Origin of the sequence: Mesorhizobium loti R88b (assembly GCF_013170845.1) — a bacterium.
Taxonomy (GTDB): domain Bacteria; phylum Pseudomonadota; class Alphaproteobacteria; order Rhizobiales; family Rhizobiaceae; genus Mesorhizobium; species Mesorhizobium loti_B.
This window is the reverse complement of record NZ_CP033367.1, coordinates 1290470-1307240: the sequence shown is the minus strand read 5'-3', so window position 1 is coordinate 1307240 and position 16771 is coordinate 1290470. Positions and strand designations below refer to the sequence as shown.

At 63.7% G+C, this 16771-nt stretch carries 17 protein-coding genes; 13 read left to right on the top strand and 4 right to left on the bottom strand.

The window, feature by feature from the left end; translation table 11 throughout:
• Window position 1: 1 nt before the first annotated feature.
• Genes EB235_RS06325 through EB235_RS06315 form a run of 3 tightly spaced genes read right to left on the bottom strand, consistent with a single transcriptional unit; the run spans window position 2 to window position 3619 of the window.
• Window positions 2–1381 carry a glutamine synthetase family protein gene (locus tag EB235_RS06325; RefSeq protein WP_027031806.1) on the bottom strand — a complete coding sequence of 460 codons (1380 nt, stop codon included), beginning with the start codon at window positions 1379–1381 and terminating at the stop codon, window positions 2–4.
• Between the two features lie 5 nt (window positions 1382–1386).
• Window positions 1387–2670, bottom strand: coding sequence for a nucleotide disphospho-sugar-binding domain-containing protein (locus EB235_RS06320; RefSeq protein ID WP_027031807.1), 1284 nt, complete (start codon window positions 2668–2670; stop codon window positions 1387–1389).
• A 10-nt stretch (window positions 2671–2680) separates the two neighbouring features.
• Window positions 2681–3619, bottom strand: coding sequence for a GntR family transcriptional regulator (locus tag EB235_RS06315; RefSeq protein ID WP_027031808.1), 939 nt, complete (start codon window positions 3617–3619; stop codon window positions 2681–2683).
• A 234-nt stretch (window positions 3620–3853) separates the two neighbouring features.
• On the opposite strand from EB235_RS06315, the gene EB235_RS06310 reads away from it, so the two are divergent.
• The 9 genes from EB235_RS06310 (at window position 3854) to EB235_RS06270 (ending at window position 11812) form a co-directional block, all read left to right on the top strand.
• The gene (locus EB235_RS06310; protein WP_027031809.1) at window positions 3854–4918 is read left to right on the top strand and encodes a polyamine ABC transporter substrate-binding protein; all 1065 of its coding nucleotides are present in this window, start codon (window positions 3854–3856) and stop codon (window positions 4916–4918) included.
• A gap of 238 nt (window positions 4919–5156) precedes the next feature.
• Window positions 5157–5999: an ABC transporter permease gene (locus EB235_RS06305; protein WP_032925648.1), complete on the top strand. Its 843-nt coding sequence runs from the start codon at window positions 5157–5159 to the stop codon at window positions 5997–5999.
• Complete coding sequence (locus tag EB235_RS06300; protein WP_027031811.1) at window positions 5992–6786, top strand: ABC transporter permease; 795 nt, start codon at window positions 5992–5994, stop codon at window positions 6784–6786. The genes EB235_RS06305 and EB235_RS06300 overlap by 8 nt, the downstream gene beginning before the upstream one ends.
• Window positions 6783–7856, top strand: a complete 1074-nt coding sequence (locus EB235_RS06295; RefSeq protein WP_027031812.1) for an ABC transporter ATP-binding protein — start codon at window positions 6783–6785, stop codon at window positions 7854–7856. Before EB235_RS06300 ends, EB235_RS06295 begins: the two co-directional genes overlap by 4 nt.
• Before the next feature lie 10 nt (window positions 7857–7866).
• Window positions 7867–9141 (top strand): glycosyltransferase, encoded by a 1275-nt coding sequence (locus tag EB235_RS06290; RefSeq protein ID WP_027031813.1) that lies wholly within the window; start codon window positions 7867–7869, stop codon window positions 9139–9141.
• Entirely contained in the window at window positions 9138–9488 is a 351-nt protein-coding gene (locus EB235_RS06285; protein ID WP_027031814.1) for a cupin domain-containing protein, read from the top strand. Before EB235_RS06290 ends, EB235_RS06285 begins: the two co-directional genes overlap by 4 nt.
• Before the next feature lie 73 nt (window positions 9489–9561).
• The gene (locus EB235_RS06280; protein WP_027031815.1) at window positions 9562–9903 is read left to right on the top strand and encodes a cupin domain-containing protein; all 342 of its coding nucleotides are present in this window, start codon (window positions 9562–9564) and stop codon (window positions 9901–9903) included.
• A 22-nt stretch (window positions 9904–9925) separates the two neighbouring features.
• Complete coding sequence (locus EB235_RS06275; RefSeq protein ID WP_027031816.1) at window positions 9926–10270, top strand: cupin domain-containing protein; 345 nt, start codon at window positions 9926–9928, stop codon at window positions 10268–10270.
• Window positions 10271–10303: 33 nt separating this feature from the next.
• On the top strand, window positions 10304–11812 hold the full coding sequence (locus EB235_RS06270; RefSeq protein ID WP_027031817.1) for an aldehyde dehydrogenase family protein: 1509 nt from the start codon (window positions 10304–10306) through the stop codon (window positions 11810–11812).
• Window positions 11813–11842: 30 nt separating this feature from the next.
• Here EB235_RS06270 and EB235_RS06265 read toward each other — a convergent pair whose 3' ends face one another.
• Complete coding sequence (locus tag EB235_RS06265; protein ID WP_432431178.1) at window positions 11843–12499, bottom strand: GntR family transcriptional regulator; 657 nt, start codon at window positions 12497–12499, stop codon at window positions 11843–11845.
• Window positions 12500–12833: 334 nt separating this feature from the next.
• On the opposite strand from EB235_RS06265, the gene EB235_RS06260 reads away from it, so the two are divergent.
• From EB235_RS06260 to biuH, 4 genes are read left to right on the top strand one after another with little or no spacing between them, the layout of a single operon-like run.
• Entirely contained in the window at window positions 12834–13961 is a 1128-nt protein-coding gene (locus EB235_RS06260) for a BMP family ABC transporter substrate-binding protein (RefSeq protein ID WP_027031819.1), read from the top strand.
• Window positions 13962–14006: 45 nt separating this feature from the next.
• A complete protein-coding gene (locus EB235_RS06255) occupies window positions 14007–15122 on the top strand; it encodes an ABC transporter permease (RefSeq protein WP_051429866.1) in 1116 nt (371 codons plus the stop codon).
• On the top strand, window positions 15122–16048 hold the full coding sequence (locus EB235_RS06250; RefSeq protein WP_027031821.1) for an ABC transporter permease: 927 nt from the start codon (window positions 15122–15124) through the stop codon (window positions 16046–16048). Before EB235_RS06255 ends, EB235_RS06250 begins: the two co-directional genes overlap by 1 nt.
• Window positions 16049–16062: 14 nt before the next feature.
• Window positions 16063–16764: a biuret amidohydrolase gene (gene biuH / locus EB235_RS06245; protein WP_027031822.1), complete on the top strand. Its 702-nt coding sequence runs from the start codon at window positions 16063–16065 to the stop codon at window positions 16762–16764.
• The last annotated feature ends 7 nt before the right edge of the window (window positions 16765–16771 follow it).

The following is a 16771-nucleotide window of genomic DNA, read 5'->3' as shown; positions in this document are numbered from 1 at the left end:
ATCACACCTTCAGCAGCAAATGGTCGCGTTCCCAGCTCGTTACCACGCTCTGGAACAGGTCGAGCTCGACGCTCTTGACGCGCAGATAGGTCTGGAAGAAGTCCTCGCCGAGCAGTTTTCGCACCGGGTCGCAAGCGGTGAAACGATCCAGCGCCTCCTCCAGGGTCTTCGGCAGCGTGCTCTTGATCTTGTAGGCATTGCCCGTGGCTTCGGCCGAGCGTGCCAGTTTCTGTTCGACGCCGAGATAGCCGGCGAGCAGCGAACCGGCGATCGCCAGGTAGGGATTGCAATCGGCGCCCGGTAGGCGGTTCTCCACCCGCCGCGCCGCGCGTCCCCCTGCCGGCACGCGCAAACCACAAGAACGATTGTCATGCGACCATTCGATGTTGGCCGGCGCGCTGTGGTTCGGCCTTATGCGGCGGAACGAGTTCACGTTGGGCGCAAACAGCGGCATGATTTCCGGCACATATTTCTGCAGGCCGCCGATGAAATGACCGAACATCTCGGTGTCGGCGTCGTCAGCGGTGGCAAACAGCGCATTGCCAGTCTTCTCATCGACAACAGACATGTGCAGATGCATCGAGCTGCCGGCCTGCGCCGCGATCGGCTTGGCCATGAAGGTGGCATGCATGCCGCATTGCTGTGCGGCCTGGCGCGTCAGCCGCTTGAACAGCAGCACCTGGTCGGCAAGCGGCAGCGCGTCGCCATGCAGCAGATTGATCTCCAGCTGCGCCGTGCCCGATTCATGGATCAGCGTGTCGAGCGGCAGCCCGGCGGCGGCGGCATAGTCATAGACGCGCCGGATAACCGGCTCGAACTCCTCGAGCGCCGCCATGTCATAGGGATGCTGCACGCCCTCGGCCCGGCCATTGCCGCCGACCGGGGCGGTTAGCGGTTTGTCGGGATCGGGGTTGGGCGCGGTGAGATAGAATTCAAGTTCCGGCGCCACCACGGCCCGCCAGCCGCGCTGGCGGTAGAGATCGAGCACGGCCCGCAGCACATGGCGCGGCGAGGTCATCCATGGCCTGCCATCCATGTGGAAGGCGTCGGCGAAGACATAGGCCTTGCCTGCCCCGGCACCCGGCGCCAGGCAGAGCGTCGAGACATCAGGCACCATGCGCATGTCCGGATCCGAATAGGCAAAACCCTCGTCTATCGAGCCGGTATAGCGGCCGTCGATGCTGACCAGGAAGGCGCTGCTCGGCAGATAGAGCGCGCGGTCTTCGAGCGCCTTGAGGAATTTGGCCGTCGGCAGCGCCTTGCCGCGGAGCACGCCGTTCATGTCGGGCACCAGGCACTCGACTTCATTGATGCCGTGCTGCGTCAGCCAGGCCTTGGGATCGTTGGAGATCGCAGCTTTATTCGTGTGTTTGTCAGGCATTTCGTTCAAGTCCGTATCAGAGAGAGTATGGCTTGCGCGGCCACGTCTGTTCCGGGCTGCAGCGCCATCCGGGCTGCATTGTCCCTCAGGCGGGCACGCATGGCGTCGTCGGCCAGCAGGCCGAGAATGGCTCTCTCCAATACTCCTTCGGTCCAGGCATCCCGGCCGATATGGTCGCCGGTGCCGGTCTCTTCGGCACGGCGCGCATTGTCGTGTCCGTCCCAGCAATAGGGCATGATCAGCGACGGCACGCCGAAACGCAGCGCCTCGCAAAAACTGTTGTTGCCGCCGTGATGGATGAACAGGTCGGACTTCGCCACCACGGACGGCTGCGGAAACCAGGCGTCGAGATAGACATTGTCCGGCACTGCGCGGTAGGCATCGCGCAGGCCGCCGACATTGACGATGAAGCGCGCCGGCAATCTGTCGAACACGGCAAGCATGCGCTCGATCAACCCGACATCCATGGCGCCGAGACTGCCGAAGGCGACATAGACCAGCGGCCCGCCATTGCGCGGAAACACCGGCACCTCGAACGGCCCTTCCGACCGCACGCAGCCTTCGAGATAGACGAAGCGATCCGGGTCGAGCGGCGCGGCCCGCTCGCGCCGCACGATGGCCGGCGTCAGCAGCAGATTGAGATCGGGCGAGCTTTCCAGGAACAGGCCCTTGGGCAATGGCGCCAGGCCGGCATCCGCGCGAAAACGGTTGAAGCGGTCATGCGCCGGCGCCGAGGCCGAGAGATAGCGCGCCTCGAATGCCGCACGTTGCGGGTCGTCGGCACCAAGGCCGGACAGATAGGGCGGCACTTCGGCGTCAGGCAGCTCCGTCTCGGCACAGGAGACGACACGCACCCAGGGGCAGCCGGCCGTTGCGATCGCCGGGAACATGATGACATTGTCGAGCACCACCGCGTCGGGCTTCAGCCGCGCCAGCAATTGGCGTAGCGGCGCCTCTGCGTTGACCGCCGTGTCGACGATCGCTTGCCAGGTCGGCGCGACATAGGTCTCCAGCTGGTCGATCGGGCTCAGCCTGAAATGCGGCAGGTGGCGGCGCACGAAGGCCTGCCAGTAGCTCTGGCGCTCGCTGTCGCTCAGCGGCTCATCGGTCGGTAGCTGGTATTCCTGGAACCCATAGTCGGCAAAAACGCCGGAGAAGCCGGCATGGCAGATAAAGACGGGCCGGGCGCCCTTGGCACGCAAGGCCTGCGCGATGCCGACGCAATTCAACGCCGCACCGAAGCTTGCTTCGGGAAACAGCGCGATGGTCGGGCTGGCTTTGCGCGTCAATTAATCCTCTTCATTCCGGCCGGCTGATCATGCCGAACAGTGCGGGAGCCCCACGGCTGGCCGCTTGCGGTCGCTGGTTGCGGGAGAGCCGCAGGTGGATGCGAAGCAGGTCGGCCGCCACCTCATACTGCCGGCTTTCAAGATGGTCGAGTATGTTCAGGTGTTCCAGCAAGGATTGCCGCAGCCGGAAGACGTTGACACCGCCGTAGATGCCCGGCAGCCGGCGCAGCCTGAGATGATCGGATAGTGCATCGGTGATGAAGCGGTTGGCGCAACCCTCTGCGATCATGCCGTGGAAATCGATGTCCAGCCGCTGGAACTCGCGCGTGTCGAAGGCGGCGTCCGGCAGCGCCACCAGCGCGTCCATGCCTTGGCGCAACGCCGCCGCGCGCGCGCCATCCAGCCGGAAGCCCGGCGTCAGGATCGCCGCGGGCTCAAGCAGCAGCCGGAACTCGTAGCTCTCACCTTGCGCCTCCGGATCATCAGGCGCACGGCGGAAAAGCCAGGACTGGCCGGGCGCGCGGTCCAGTAGATTCTCTTCCGTCAGTTTATTAAGAGCTTTTAGTACCGTCTTTCTGTCGGCATCGTACCGTCGCATCAGCCCCGCTGCAGTCACCGTCTGGTCCAGCCGCCGCGCCGACCGGTCGCGCAGGATCGCTTCGGCAAGTTCGTCCTCCTCCGCGGCGGGCAATTCGGTGGCAATTGCCGACTGCACGGCAAGGTCGACAGCCAAATGATAGCCGGTATCGGCCTCCCAGCGCACGACGCCCCGTTCGGCGAGCAGGCTGAGCGCTGCCCTGACCGGCGTGCGGGAAACATTGCAGAGCGAAGCAATCTGCTGCTCGGGCAACCGGGCGCCGGGCTCGAAGCCGCGCTGGCGCGCCACATCGAGGATGCGCTGCGCCAGATCGAGATGGTTGGTGCGAGGTCGTCGGGCTGCGGCTTGCATGACTGGTCTCGGGTGGCGGACATGACCGTATTGGTTTGACCGATCTCCGGCACGAGCGCAATCGGCCAGATTCCTCGGTCGATTGACAGATTATGGATTGACGTACTTTTTTCTGCAATAGTACTGTCTGCGCAATCGGCTAGAAAAAGACCGAGGGAACAGGATCGCAGCTGCGGCATGGGCCGCGCCGGGTCCAGCACAGAATTCGACGATCAACCGAAATGGGAGTCTGCCATGACCGCTACCAGCCCGCGGCGCCGTGCGCTCAAGGTTTCTTCAATCGCTCTCGGCCTTGCCCTGGCGCTGTCAGCGCCGGCTGGCGCCGCCGACCTCGTCATCTCCAACTGGGATGGCTACATGGCGCCCGACGCCATGGCCGCCTTCAAGGCCGCGACCGGCGTTTCCGGCGAGGTGGTGGTACACGCCACCAATGAAGAGATCATGGGCAAGCTGATCGCCGCCGGCGGCAAGGGTTATGACGTGGTCTTCGTCTCCTCGCCCTTCGCCGAAGTGCTGAACAAGCTCGGCCTGACGGAGCCGATGGACCACGCCAAGATTCCCAACCTCGCCAACCTCTACCCGGAGGCGACCAAGTTGCCGCACGATGTCGGCAACAATTTCTCCGTACCTTACACCTGGGGCACTACAGGCCTTTGCTACCGTTCGGACCTGGTGAAGGTCGCACCGACGAGCTGGAGCGACCTGCTTGCTCCTTCCGATGCGCTCAAAGGCAAGACCACCATGCTGGCGACTGACCGCTGGCTGCTTGCCGCCGGCCAGCTCGACAAGGGCTTTTCGGTCAACGAGACCGACCCGGCCAAGATGGCCGAGGTCAAGAACCTCTTAATCTCGGCCAAGAAGACCTTGCTCGCTTATGACGACACCACCTTCTATTCCAAGCTCGTTTCCGGCGAGGCGCTGATGGTGCAGGCCTGGGATGGCTGGTGCAACTACGGCATCTCCGAAAAGCCGGAGATCAAATACGTCATTCCGAAGGAAGGTTCGGACCTTTGGGTCGACACGATGGTGGTGATGAAGGCATCCGAGCACAAGGACGACGCCTTCAAGTTCATCAACTTCATGCTCGACGCCAAGAACCACGCCTGGGCTGCGCAGAACATCGACTACAAAGTGCCGAACAAGCCGGCCATGGAAAGCCTGCCAGCCGATTTCCTGGTAAAATTCCCCAACATGGCGATGCCGGTGGCCGACCTCGTCAAGTTTGAGCAGCTGCGCGACGTCGGCGAAGCCCAGCGCGACTATTCCAAGATCGTCAGCGAGATCAAGGCCGCGCAGTAAGCGCAAGCCCCAACAGCATCCTGGAAGCAAGCTTGCGTTCCGTGTCGCCCCCCTCTGGCCTGCCGGCCATCTCCCCCTCAAGGGGGGAGATTGGCTGTGGCGTCGCTTGCGCTAACCTCCAATGCCTGAGGATGAGCGCAACGCCAAGGCTGCTAATCTCCCCCCTTGAGGGGGAGATGCCCGGCAGGGCAGAGGGGGGTACTTCGTGAAGCACCAACCCTCCCGCTCCTCCCTGTTGATGGCCCCGGCGCTGGTCTGGCTGACCGCGCTGATGGTGGTGCCGTGCGTGCTGGTGCTGGCGCTGGCCTTCTTCCGGCGCGGCATCTATGGCGGCATCGACTACACCTTCACGCTGGAGAATTTCGGCCTGGTCTTCGACCCGCTCTATGCCGGCATTTTCCTCAATTCGGCGCGCATCGCCGGTACCGCCACCCTGATCGCGGTGGTGATCGGCTATGCCGCCGCCTATGCGATTTCAGCCGCACCGCGCCGGTGGCAGCCGGTGTTCCTGTTCTTCGCCGTGCTGCCGTTCTGGTCCAACTATCTGATCCGCACCTATGCCTGGATCGTGCTGCTCAACCGCGAGGGCCTGATCACCCAGCTCTTGCGCTGGTTCGGCTACACCGGCGAGCCGCCGTCGATGCTTTACACCGAAGGCGCGGTCATCGCAGGACTGGTCTACAACTACCTGCCCTTCGTCATCCTCGCCTGCTACGCGCCGCTGTCGCGGCTCAACCCGGAGCTCGCCGAAGCCTCGCGCGATCTCGGCGCCTCGGCAGCCACCACATTCCGCCGTGTCATCCTGCCGCTGACGGTGCCTGGCATCGCCGCCGGCGCCGTTTTTGTTTTCGTCCTGTCTATCGGCAATTTCGTCACCCCGGCGCTGCTCGGCGGCGGTCGTTTCCAGATGATCGGCAATCTCGTCTACGACCAGTTCCTGACCGCCAATGACTGGCCCTTCGGCGCCGCTCTCGCCATGGCGCTGATCGCCATCATGCTTCTGGTGCTGATGGCGCAGGCCCTGGCCGCCGACCGCGCCACCGGGCGTACGGCTGAGGCTAGAGGTCAAGCCGATGGCTGAGCGCTCCCCCGCCACGCGGCGCACACTCTGGCTCGTGCTCGGCCTTGTCTTCGCTTTCCTCTACATCCCGATCGCCGTGCTGGTGGCGCTGTCGTTCAACGAAGGCGGACTGCCGACCGCATGGTCCGGCTTTTCGCTGAAATGGTATGTCTCCCTGGCCCACAATTCGGCGATCCTCTCCGCAGCGCTCAACACGCTGATCGTGGCTGTCGTTTCGACGGCCATCGCCACGCTGCTCGGCACGCTGCTGGCCATCGGCGTCGAGATGCGCCGGCAATATGGCCGGGGACTCGAAGCCCTGATCTTCGCGCCGATGATCATTCCCGACATCGTGCTGGCGATCGCGCTTCTCTCGTTCTTTTCCATGCTCAATTTGACCATGGGCCTGCACACCATCATCCTCGCCCATGTCGTCTTCAACCTCGCCTTCGTCTGCTCGGTGGTGCGTGCCCGGCTGAAGAGTTTCGACTGGTCGATCGTCGAGGCCTCCGCCGACCTCGGCGCCTCCGCGCTCACCACCTTCAGGCGCGTGACCTTACCGGTCATCGCGCCGGCGGTGATTGCCGGCGCGCTGCTTGCCTTCACGCTGTCGGTCGACGAGTTCATCATCGCCTTCTTCACCGCTGGCGCCGGCCGTGCCTCGACCACGCTGCCGATGCAGATCTACGCCATGATCCGCTTCGGCATCACGCCGGAGATCAATGCGCTGGCGACCATCGTCATGGCAGTCTCGATCGCCGCACTGACCCTGTCGCAGCGGCTCAACCGTGGGATGATCGGCCAATGAGCGAACCGCGCACGCTGCTGGCCATCGACAATGTGTCGAAGAAGTTCGGCCGGGTCACCGCCGTCGACGGTATCTCGCTCGATATCCGCGAAAATGAATTCTTTGCGCTGCTTGGCCCGTCCGGCTGCGGCAAGACCACACTGCTGCGCATGCTGGCCGGCTTCGAGACGCCGAATGACGGGCGCATCCTGCTTGATGGCAAGGACATCGCCAAAACCCCGCCCAACAAGCGCCCGGTCAATCTGATGTTCCAGTCCTACGCGCTGTTCCCGCATATGAGCGTCCGCGCCAATGTGTCTTATGGCCTCGAAATGGAGCGACTACCGGCAGCCGAAATCCGCTCCCGCGTCGACGCCATCCTGGCGACGACCGAACTCGTCCCCTTCGCCGACCGCAAACCGGAGCAATTGTCCGGTGGCCAGAAGCAGCGTGTCGCGCTCGCCCGCGCCCTGGTGAAGCGGCCCCGGCTGCTGCTGCTCGACGAGCCGCTCGGCGCGCTCGACAAGAAACTGCGCGGCGCCATGCAGCTGGAATTGAAGCGCCTGCAGCACGAGGTCGGCATCACCTTCGTCATCGTCACCCACGACCAGGAAGAGTCGCTGGTCATGGCCGACCGCATGGCGGTGCTGAAGGATGGCAGGCTGCTGCAATGCGACACCCCACACGCGATCTACGAGCACCCCGCCGACCGTTTCGTCGCCGACTTCATCGGCGTGATGAATTTTATCCCCGGCAAGGCGTCATCCGATGGCGTGGTAGCGGCGAACGGTGCGCGTATTGCCGGTAAGATTCCTGCCACGCTTTCGCCTGGCGCATCGGCGGTGGCATCGGTACGGCCCGAACGCATCCGGTTGTTCCCAGAGGCCCAGACCGCCAACCGCACCGCTGGCACGGTCGAGGCGCTGGCCTATCATGGGCTGGACCTGCAGTTACATATTCGCACGCCCCTGTCGCCAAAGCCCTTCCTGGTGCGCATCACCGCTGATGCGGCCGACCGCCGGCCGGTCGCGTCGGGCGATCAGGTCGAACTCGGCTGGGCTGCAGCCGATGTCAGAATTTTTGCAGAATAGGAGAAGCTTGATGGCGCAGAAGACGATCGCGTTTTTTCCGGAAGCCGCCTACGGCCCGGCGCTCAATTCCGTCGGCATCGCGCAAGCCGTCGAGGCGCGCGGCCACAAGGCGGTGTTCCTGTCCGATCCCGGCTTTGTCGAGGTCTACAGGGGCTATGGTTTCGAGGCGCATCCGGTGAACCTGTCGGAGCCGATGCCGCCCGAGCAGATGGCCAAGTTCTGGGAGGATTTCATCAACGGCCACATCCCGAATTTCCGCAAATCGCCCTACGATCAGGTCGACAATTACGTCAAGGATTGCTGGACCGCGATCGTCGACAGCGCCAAATGGGCGCAGAAGGACCTGCCGCGCGTGCTGGCCGCCATCAAGCCGGATGTCATCTGCGTCGACAACGTCATCCTGTTTCCGGCCATCAAGCAGTACGGCAAGCCGTGGGTGCGCGTCATCTCCTGCTCGGAAAACGAGATCGAGGATGAGGACATCCCGCCGCATCTCTCCGGCTGCGGCGAGAACGACCATGACGGCTACCAGCGCTACCGCGACCATTTCAACGCGGTGATCAAGCCGATCCATGACGACTTCAACACCTTCCTCAACGCCAACAACGAGGCGCCCTATCCGATCGGCCAGTTCTTCGAGGCCTCGCCCCATTTGAACCTGTTGCTCTATCCCGAGGCGGCAAAGTTCAAGCGCCGCCACCGGCTCGATCCGGCACAATTCCAGTATCTCGAAGGCTGCGTGCGGCAGGAGAAACCTTACGCTGTGCCGACCTTCGCGAAAAACAATGACGGGCCGCTGCTCTATGTTTCCTTCGGCAGCCTGGGCGCCGGCGATGTCGAGCTGCTGAAGCGCATCGTCGCGACATTGGGCAAGACGCGCTACCGGGCGCTGGTCAATGTCGGCGGCTACAAGGACCAGTACACGGATGTGCCCGGCAACGTCATTGTCGACAGCTGGTTTCCGCAGCCCTCGGTCATCCCGCAGGTCGATGCCGTCATCCACCATGGCGGCAACAACTCGTTCACCGAGTGCCTCTATTTCGGCAAGCCGGCCATCATCATGCCCTATGTCTGGGACGGCCACGACAACGCGACCCGCGTCGAGGAAACCGGCCACGGCTTCGGCATGCGGCGCTACGACTGGAACGATGCCGAACTCACCGCCAGGATCGAGACCTGCCTGACCGATCCCCGGATGAAGGCCAAGCTGGTGACGACATCGGCACAGATGCATGCTCAGAATGGACCGGAGAAGGCCGCTGGCCTGCTGGAGGCGCTGCTGTGACCTCCTCCGCCCCGCACCTCTATCAAGCTTCGACTCGCACCGATCTCGTCGACTGGGGCGCCCAGCCCGATTCACTGGCAGGCGCGTCGCATTCCACCGGCAAACTTGTCCACAAGGGTCCGAACAACCAGCCGGAATCCGGCATCTGGGTCTGCACCCCAGGCCGTTGGCGGCTGTCGATTCCGCGCGATGAATTGTGCCATTTCGTCGCCGGTCGCGCGACCTACCGGTCGGATGTCGGCGAGGTGATAGAAGTGTCGGCCGGCACCGTGGTCATGTTCCCCGCCGGCTGGACGGGTGAATGCACGGTTCACGAGACCATGCGCAACGTCTACATGCTGGCGTGAGAAGCATGATCCCGAAAAGTGGGAACCGGTTTTTCGGGCAAGATCATGCTCAAGCAAGAATCAGGAGCAAGACATGTCGACACCGCATTGGTCTGACGCCTCGAACGTGGAACTGGAGGATTGGGGCGCAGGCGCCAACACGCTCGCCGGCGCGCCGCGCGCCGCGGGCAGGATCCTCTCGAAAAATCCCGATGGATCGAGCGAATGCGGCCTGTGGTCCTGCACGCCGGGGACCCGCAAGGTGACCTTTGCCGCCGAAGAGTTTTGCCATTTCCTGTCGGGCCACGGCAGCTATGTCCGCGACGATGGCGAACAGATTCCCGTCGAAGCCGGCACGCTCGTGTTTTTCCCCGCCGGCTGGACCGGCATTTCCATCATCACGCAAACGCTGACCAAGGCCTTCATGTGCCGGTGAGCACTTTTTCAAGGAAATCCCTATGACCACCCCCATCATGCAATCGCCGCTCACCATTACCGACCTCGTCGACTGGGGCGTCATCCCGACGATGATCGAGGGTGAGTCCCACACTTCGGGCAAGCTGCTCTACAAGGGGCCTGAGGGCCGCTCGGAATGTGGGCTGTGGGTCTGCACGCCTGGCAAATGGCACTGCCACGTAACCCGCGACGAGTTCTGCCACTTCCTCGAAGGCCGCTGCACCTATGTCCATGAATCCGGCGAGGTCATCGAGATCGAGCCGGACACGGCAGCCTTCTTTCCGCAGGACTGGAAAGGCGTCTGCACCGTCCATGAGACGATCAAGAAGGTCTACATGATCCGCTGAGCCCTTCTCGATCAGTCTTCAAGGAGGACGAAAATGCATTTCTCGCCCGACCGGCCGACTTTCTTCGTCAATCCCGACTACCGGTCGATGGCCGGCACGGCAAAACCAGTGATCGATCCCGCGACGCTGGAAACCGTCGGTGCGATCGCGTCCGCCAGCGATGGCGAGATCGACGCCGTGCTCACCGCGGCGACCCTGGAGCAGCTTGCCTGGAAAAAGCTCGACGCCAAAAGCCGAGCCAAGCATCTGCATGCCGTGGCCAACGCCATCGAGGCGGCCGACTTCACGCGCTGCGCCGAGCTGATGGTGCGCGAGATGGGCAAGCCCTATCCCGAAGCCATCGGCGAGATCGCCAATTGCGCGCCGATCTTCCGCTACTATGCCGAGATGGCGCGCGACGATGCCGGCAAGATCGCCGGCACGACGCAGGCCGGCTCGTTCCAGTATGCGCGCTACGAACCCTATGGCGTCTCCGTGCACATCATGCCCTACAACTTCCCGATCCTGCTGATGTGCTGGACCGTGGCTGCCTCGCTTGCCGCCGGCAACGCCTGTATCATCAAGCCGGCAGAGGCGACGACGCTGTCCACGCTCGAATACATGACGGTGTTCCGCTCCTTGCCGGAAGGGCTGGTTTCCTGCCTGCCCGGCGGCGCGGCCACCGCCCAGACGCTGATCACCTCCGACCGGACCCACGCCGTCGCTTTCACCGGCTCGGTCGCCGCCGGCAAAGCGGTGGCGGTGGCTTGCGCCGAACGCATGAAGCCCTGCGTCATCGAGGCCGGCGGCAGCGATCCGCTGATCATCAGTGAGCACGCCCCGCTGGAGGTCGCCGCAGCGGGCAGTGTCACCGCCGCCTTCCACCTCACCGGCCAGGTCTGCACCTCGGCCGAGCGCTTCTTCGTCGTCGATGCGGTGCACGATCGCTTCGTCGAATTGTTCGCCGAGAGGACTCGCGCCCTGCGCATCGGCAACGGCATGGACAAGACCGAGATCGGCCCGCTGGTCAGCGAGGCTGCCCGCGCGAAAGTCATGCGCCTTGTCGACGACGCTATTGCCCATGGCGCCAAGGCAGTGACCGGCGGCCGCATTCCGCCGGCGCACAACACCGGCTGGTTCTATGAGCCGACGATCCTCACCGGTGTCACCCCCGACATGGCGATCGTGCGCGAAGAGTGCTTTGGTCCGGTGGCGGCGATCTGCCGGGTGAAGGATTTCGACGAGGCGATCCGGCTTGCCAATGACAGCCCGTTCGGGCTCGGCGCCTCGGTGTTCACCACGGATCTCGCCGAAGCGCATGAGGCGGCCGAACGGCTCGAGGCCGGCATGGTCTGGGTCAACAATCCGCTGATCGACAATGACGCCTTGCCCTTCGGCGGCTGGAAGGCCTCAGGCCTCGGCCGCGAGCTCGGCCGGCAGGGGCTCGATGCCTTCCGCCGCTCGAAGATGGTGATCATCGACCACAGACCGGCAATTCAGGAATGGTGGTATCCCTATCCCGACAGCTGGTTCCGCGAAACCGGCGGCCGCAAGCACGTGTGAGGTGCACCTAAGCTGTACCTAGGCCGCTGGTTACGAAGGTAGCTCGACCAAGCCTGGCTTTGGACTTGCGGGGTCGACCGCGGCAAACACGGCGCTGGCCTCGCTGACGATGGAGACATGGTCCTTTGCAGCGGTTCCTGCGGCAGCACCGTCACCACGCAGGATCGCGGTGACGATGGCGTCATGCTCTTGCCAGGACTTGGCCAGACGACCAGAAAGCCTGAACTGCGCGCGACGGAAGGGCGCCAACCGGCTGCGCGTCATCACCGTCAGTTCGTAGATGTGGGTGCTGTGGGCGCCGCGATAGAGCCGGGTGTGGAACTCGGTGTTGAAATATTCATAATCTTCCTCCGCGCCGAGCCGCACGAGACGGGCCGAGGCCTGATGTTCGACCTCCAGTGCACGGCGCTCGCCACCTGTCATGCGTTCTGCGCAGAAGCGCGCGCAAATCCCTTCCAGCTCGGCCATGCTTTCGAACATAGAGGCGAGATGCTCCTGCGTCACCACGGCAACGATGGCACCTCGGTTCGGCCGCCTTTCGACAAGGCCCATCGCGCTAAGCTGCCCGAGCGCCTCGCGCACCGGCGTGCGTGACACCTCGAAGCGGGCGGCAAGCGACGCTTCATCGAGCTTTTCGCCGGGCCGCAGCACGCCGGTGACGATGCGGTCGCCGATTGCCCGCACCATCTGATCGACGGTCGTGCCCGACCGGATCAAGCTGCGTTTTCCCGACACGACTGCCTCCCCTGCCTTTGACATCCTGCGCCATGAAATCAAGCCGCGCACAAGCACCACGACTCAGTTGGTACCCTCTATGTCTATGTTTTAATCTATCTGTCAAATTGGCTATTTTCAAGGCAAAAAGTGTATGCAATTGCCTTCCGCTTGTGCACAACGAAAGACATGATTCGTTGTTTTCACAATATAAAATCAAGTTTTTGAATTGGCACGGTGATTGCATACACTTTCTTATCGAGGCGTTAACCGGCTTCCTGAGGGGCCCTTAAAGAGGAGCATTAAGATGACCGACCGTTTCATGCTTAGCCGCCGCCAGTTGCTCAAGACGTCAGCCGTTGGGGCGGCGCTCGGCCTGGCTTCTGCGTCCTTTCCGCTTTCACGGGCCTTTGCCGCCACGGCGACCGTCGGCTTCATCTATGTCGGTCCGAAGGACGATTACGGTTATAACCAGGCGCATGCCGAGGGCGCGGCGACATTGAAAGGCATTGAAGGCATTACCGTCGTCGAAGAGGAGAACGTACCGGAGACGGTCGATGTCCAGAAGACGATGGAATCGATGATCAATCTGGACGGCGCCTCGCTGATCTTCCCGACCTCGTTCGGCTATTTCGACCCCCACATGCTGGCCATGTGCAAAAAGTTTCCCGACGTGCAGTTCCGCCATTGCGGCGGCATGTGGGACAAGGCCAAGCATCCGATCAATGCCGGCTCCTATTTCGGCTATATCGGCATGGGCCAGTATCTCAACGGCGTCGTCGCCGGCCACACATCGAAGACCAAGAAGCTCGGCTTCGTCGCCGCCAAACCGATTCCGCAGGTTTTGCTGAACATAAACTCATTCCTGCTCGGCGCGCGCTCGGTCGATCCGACCATCACTTGCCAGGTCATCTTCACCGGCGAATGGTCGCTGGCGGTCAAGGAAGCAGAAGCCACCAACGCGCTGGTCGACCAGGGCGCCGACGTCATCACCTGCCATGTCGACAGCCCGAAAGTGGTGGTCGAGACGGCCGCCGGGCGCGGCGCTTTCGTCTGCGGCTACCATGCCAACCAGAGCCCGCTGGCGCCGGAAAAATATCTCACCGGCGCCGAGTGGAACTGGGCCAAGGTCTACAAGATGTTCGTCGACGATCTGACGGCCGGCACGCCGCTGCCGAACTTCACGCGTGGCGGCCTTGCCGACGGCTTCGTCAAGATGAGCCCGCTTGGCCCCGCCGTCGGCGAGCCGGCGCGCAAGCAGTTCGACGCAACATTGGCCGAGATGATGAAGGGCGGCTTCGCCGTCATCAAGGGACCGTTGAAAAGCAACAAGGGCGTCGTCGTCGCCACCGCGGGCCAGGCGTTCGTCGAAACCGCCATCGAACTCGAGAGCATGGACTATCTGGTCGAGGGCGTCGTCGGCTCGACCGCGTGATCTGAGGGGAACCGGGCGATGACGGATACGGTGACAGGAGCCGGCATGCCGGCACTATTCGGCGCAAGGTTCTATCCGGCGGCGCTGGAATGGATCGCGCGGCGGGCGGAGGCCTTCGTCATTCCGCTCGCAGCACTTGTCGTCGGCATGGCGCTGTTCAGCCTGTTTATCTTGGCTGTCGGCAAGTCGCCTATCCTGCTTTACGAAACCATGTGGCGGGGTGGCTTCGGCTCATGGTTCTCGGTGCAGAACTCGCTGTCGCGGGCCGCACCGCTGCTACTGGCGGCGCTGTGCGTGGCGCTGCCGGCGCGACTTGGGCTCGTCGTCATCGGCGGCGAGGGCGCCATCGTGCTCGGCGGCGTCGGCGCCGCGGCCATCGGCGTGGCGCTGAGCGGCGCGCCTTCCCCAATCGTCATTCTTGCCATGGGCGTGGCGGGCATGGCCGCCGGCGGCATCTGGATCGGTGCCGTCGGCGCGCTGCGCCACTACCGGGCCGTCAACGAAACCATTTCCAGCCTGCTGATGGCCTACATCGCCATCGCGCTGATGAACCAGCTGGTGGAAGGGCCGCTGCGTGACCCGGCCTCGCTTAACAAGCCGTCGACGCAGCCGCTGGCGGACATCTACCGCATCGGCAACATTCCGGGCATGGACGTGCATTGGGGGCTGGTCGTCGGCGTCGTCGCTTGCATCCTCTCCTGGGTACTCATCGAAAAGACCCGCTGGGGTTTCGCCGCGCGCATCGCCGGCGGCAATGTGCGGGCGGCGCAGGTGCAGGGGCTGGCTGTCGGCCCACTCATCGTCGGCTTCACCGCGCTGGCCGGCGGCTTTGCCGGACTGGCCGGCATGCTGGAGGTCGCTGCCGTGCAAGGCAGCGCCAATGCCTCGCTCGCCGCCGGCTATGGCTACACCGGCATCCTCGTCGCCTTCCTGGCCCGCCACAACCCGCTGGCCATCATCCCGGTCGCCATCCTGCTTGGCGGCATCGACGCCTCCGGCGGGCTGATCCAGCGCCGCATGGACCTGCCCGACGCCACCGTGCTGGTGCTGCAAGGCATGATTTTCATCGTCATCCTGTTCAGCGAAACATTTTACGGCCGCTTCAAGGCCTTCAATCCCGATCTCTGGAAGCGGCCCGATCTCGTGCGGAGGACTGCCTGATGGATGCGACAGAGATCGGCCTCTGGGGCGTGCCGCTGGCCATTCTGGGCGGCGCCATCCGCGTGTCGACGCCCTTCATCTTCGTCTCGCTGGGCGAAGCGATCACCGAGCGGTCCGGCCGCATCAATCTGGGGCTGGAAGGCACGCTCGTCTTCGGCGCCATGACCGCCTATGGAGTGGCGGTAATGACCAACTCGCCCTGGCTCGGCCTGCTCGCCGCGGCCTTCGCCGGCCTGTGCTTCGGCCTGTTCCATGGCTGGATCTGCAAATTCCGTGGGGTCAACGACATCGCCATCGGCATCGCGCTGATGCTGTTCGGCTCGGGCCTCGCCTTCTTCTTCGGCAAGCCGTTCATCAAGCCAAAGGCGCCCAACCTGCCGGCCATTCCGTTCGGCGGCTGGTCCGATATCCCGCAGGTGCAGGCGGCGCTCGACGTCAACGTGCTGTTCCTGATCGGCGCGGTGCTGTCGGTCATCCTGTGGTGGGCCTTCCGCAACACGCGTGCCGGGCTGATCGTGCGCGTCGTTGGTGACAGTTCGGACGCGGCGCGCGCCATGGGCCTCAACCCCGATACGGTGCGGCTGCTCGCCACCGGCGTCGGCGGTGCGCTGGCCGGCATCGGCGGCGCCTATCTGTCGCTCTACTATCCCGGCAGTTGGACCGAACGCATCTCGTCGGGACAGGGCCTGATGGCGGTGGCGCTGGTCATCTTCGCGCGCTGGAATCCGCTCGGATGCTTTGCCGCTGCGCTGCTGTTCGGCGGAGCGGGCGCGCTCGGGCCGGCGCTGCAATCGGTTGGCGTCACGCAAGGCTACTATCTGTTCTACGCCGCGCCCTACATCCTCACCCTCATCATCATGATCGCCACCTCGTCGCCGACGCGCTCGCTTGCCGGCGCGCCGGGCGAATTGTCGATCACCAAATGACTGGAGTTTTGCCCGTGAACGCCAGAGCCGAATTCACCCAGCACACGATCGACGCCGAGCCCTATCCGTGGCCCTACAATGGTGACCTCAGACCCGACAACACGGCGCTGATCATCATCGACATGCAGACCGATTTCTGCGGGCCGGGCGGCTATGTCGACCATATGGGTTACGATCTGTCGCTGGTGCGCGCGCCGATCGAACCGATCAAGGCGGTGCTCTCAGTGATGCGGGCCAAGGGCTACACCATCATCCACACGCGCGAGGGGCATCGGCCCGATCTCGCCGACCTGCCGGCCAACAAGCGCTGGCGCTCGCGCCGCATCAATGCCGGCATCGGCGATCCCGGTCCGTGCGGGCGCATCCTGGTGCGTGGCGAGCCCGGCTGGGACATCATTCCCGACCTCTACCCGATCGAGGGCGAGCCGATCATCGACAAGCCTGGCAAGGGCTCGTTCTGCGCCACCGACCTGGAACTGATCCTCAACCAGCGCGGCATCCAGAACATCGTGCTGACCGGCATCACCACGGATGTCTGCGTGCACACCACCATGCGCGAGGCCAACGATCGCGGTTATGAGTGCATGATGCTGGAGGACTGCTGCGGCGCGACCGATTACGGCAACCATATGGCGGCGATCAAGATGATCAAGATGCAAGGCGGCGTTTTCGGCACGGTGTCGAATTCGACGGCGCTCGTGGCTCAGTTGCCATGAGGAGGCC

Coding starts and splice junctions, on each gene's coding strand:
- EB235_RS06325 (WP_027031806.1), bottom strand. CDS start 1,381: ATGCCTGACAAACACACGAATAAAGCTGCGATCTCCAACGATCCCAAG.
- EB235_RS06315 (WP_027031808.1), bottom strand. CDS start 3,619: ATGCAAGCCGCAGCCCGACGACCTCGCACCAACCATCTCGATCTGGCG.
- EB235_RS06310 (WP_027031809.1), top strand. CDS start 3,854: ATGACCGCTACCAGCCCGCGGCGCCGTGCGCTCAAGGTTTCTTCAATC.
- EB235_RS06305 (WP_032925648.1), top strand. CDS start 5,157: ATGGCCCCGGCGCTGGTCTGGCTGACCGCGCTGATGGTGGTGCCGTGC.
- EB235_RS06300 (WP_027031811.1), top strand. CDS start 5,992: ATGGCTGAGCGCTCCCCCGCCACGCGGCGCACACTCTGGCTCGTGCTC.
- EB235_RS06295 (WP_027031812.1), top strand. CDS start 6,783: ATGAGCGAACCGCGCACGCTGCTGGCCATCGACAATGTGTCGAAGAAG.
- EB235_RS06290 (WP_027031813.1), top strand. CDS start 7,867: ATGGCGCAGAAGACGATCGCGTTTTTTCCGGAAGCCGCCTACGGCCCG.
- EB235_RS06280 (WP_027031815.1), top strand. CDS start 9,562: ATGTCGACACCGCATTGGTCTGACGCCTCGAACGTGGAACTGGAGGAT.
- EB235_RS06275 (WP_027031816.1), top strand. CDS start 9,926: ATGACCACCCCCATCATGCAATCGCCGCTCACCATTACCGACCTCGTC.
- EB235_RS06270 (WP_027031817.1), top strand. CDS start 10,304: ATGCATTTCTCGCCCGACCGGCCGACTTTCTTCGTCAATCCCGACTAC.
- EB235_RS06265 (WP_432431178.1), bottom strand. CDS start 12,499: ATGGTGCGGGCAATCGGCGACCGCATCGTCACCGGCGTGCTGCGGCCC.
- EB235_RS06260 (WP_027031819.1), top strand. CDS start 12,834: ATGACCGACCGTTTCATGCTTAGCCGCCGCCAGTTGCTCAAGACGTCA.
- EB235_RS06255 (WP_051429866.1), top strand. CDS start 14,007: ATGCCGGCACTATTCGGCGCAAGGTTCTATCCGGCGGCGCTGGAATGG.
- EB235_RS06250 (WP_027031821.1), top strand. CDS start 15,122: ATGGATGCGACAGAGATCGGCCTCTGGGGCGTGCCGCTGGCCATTCTG.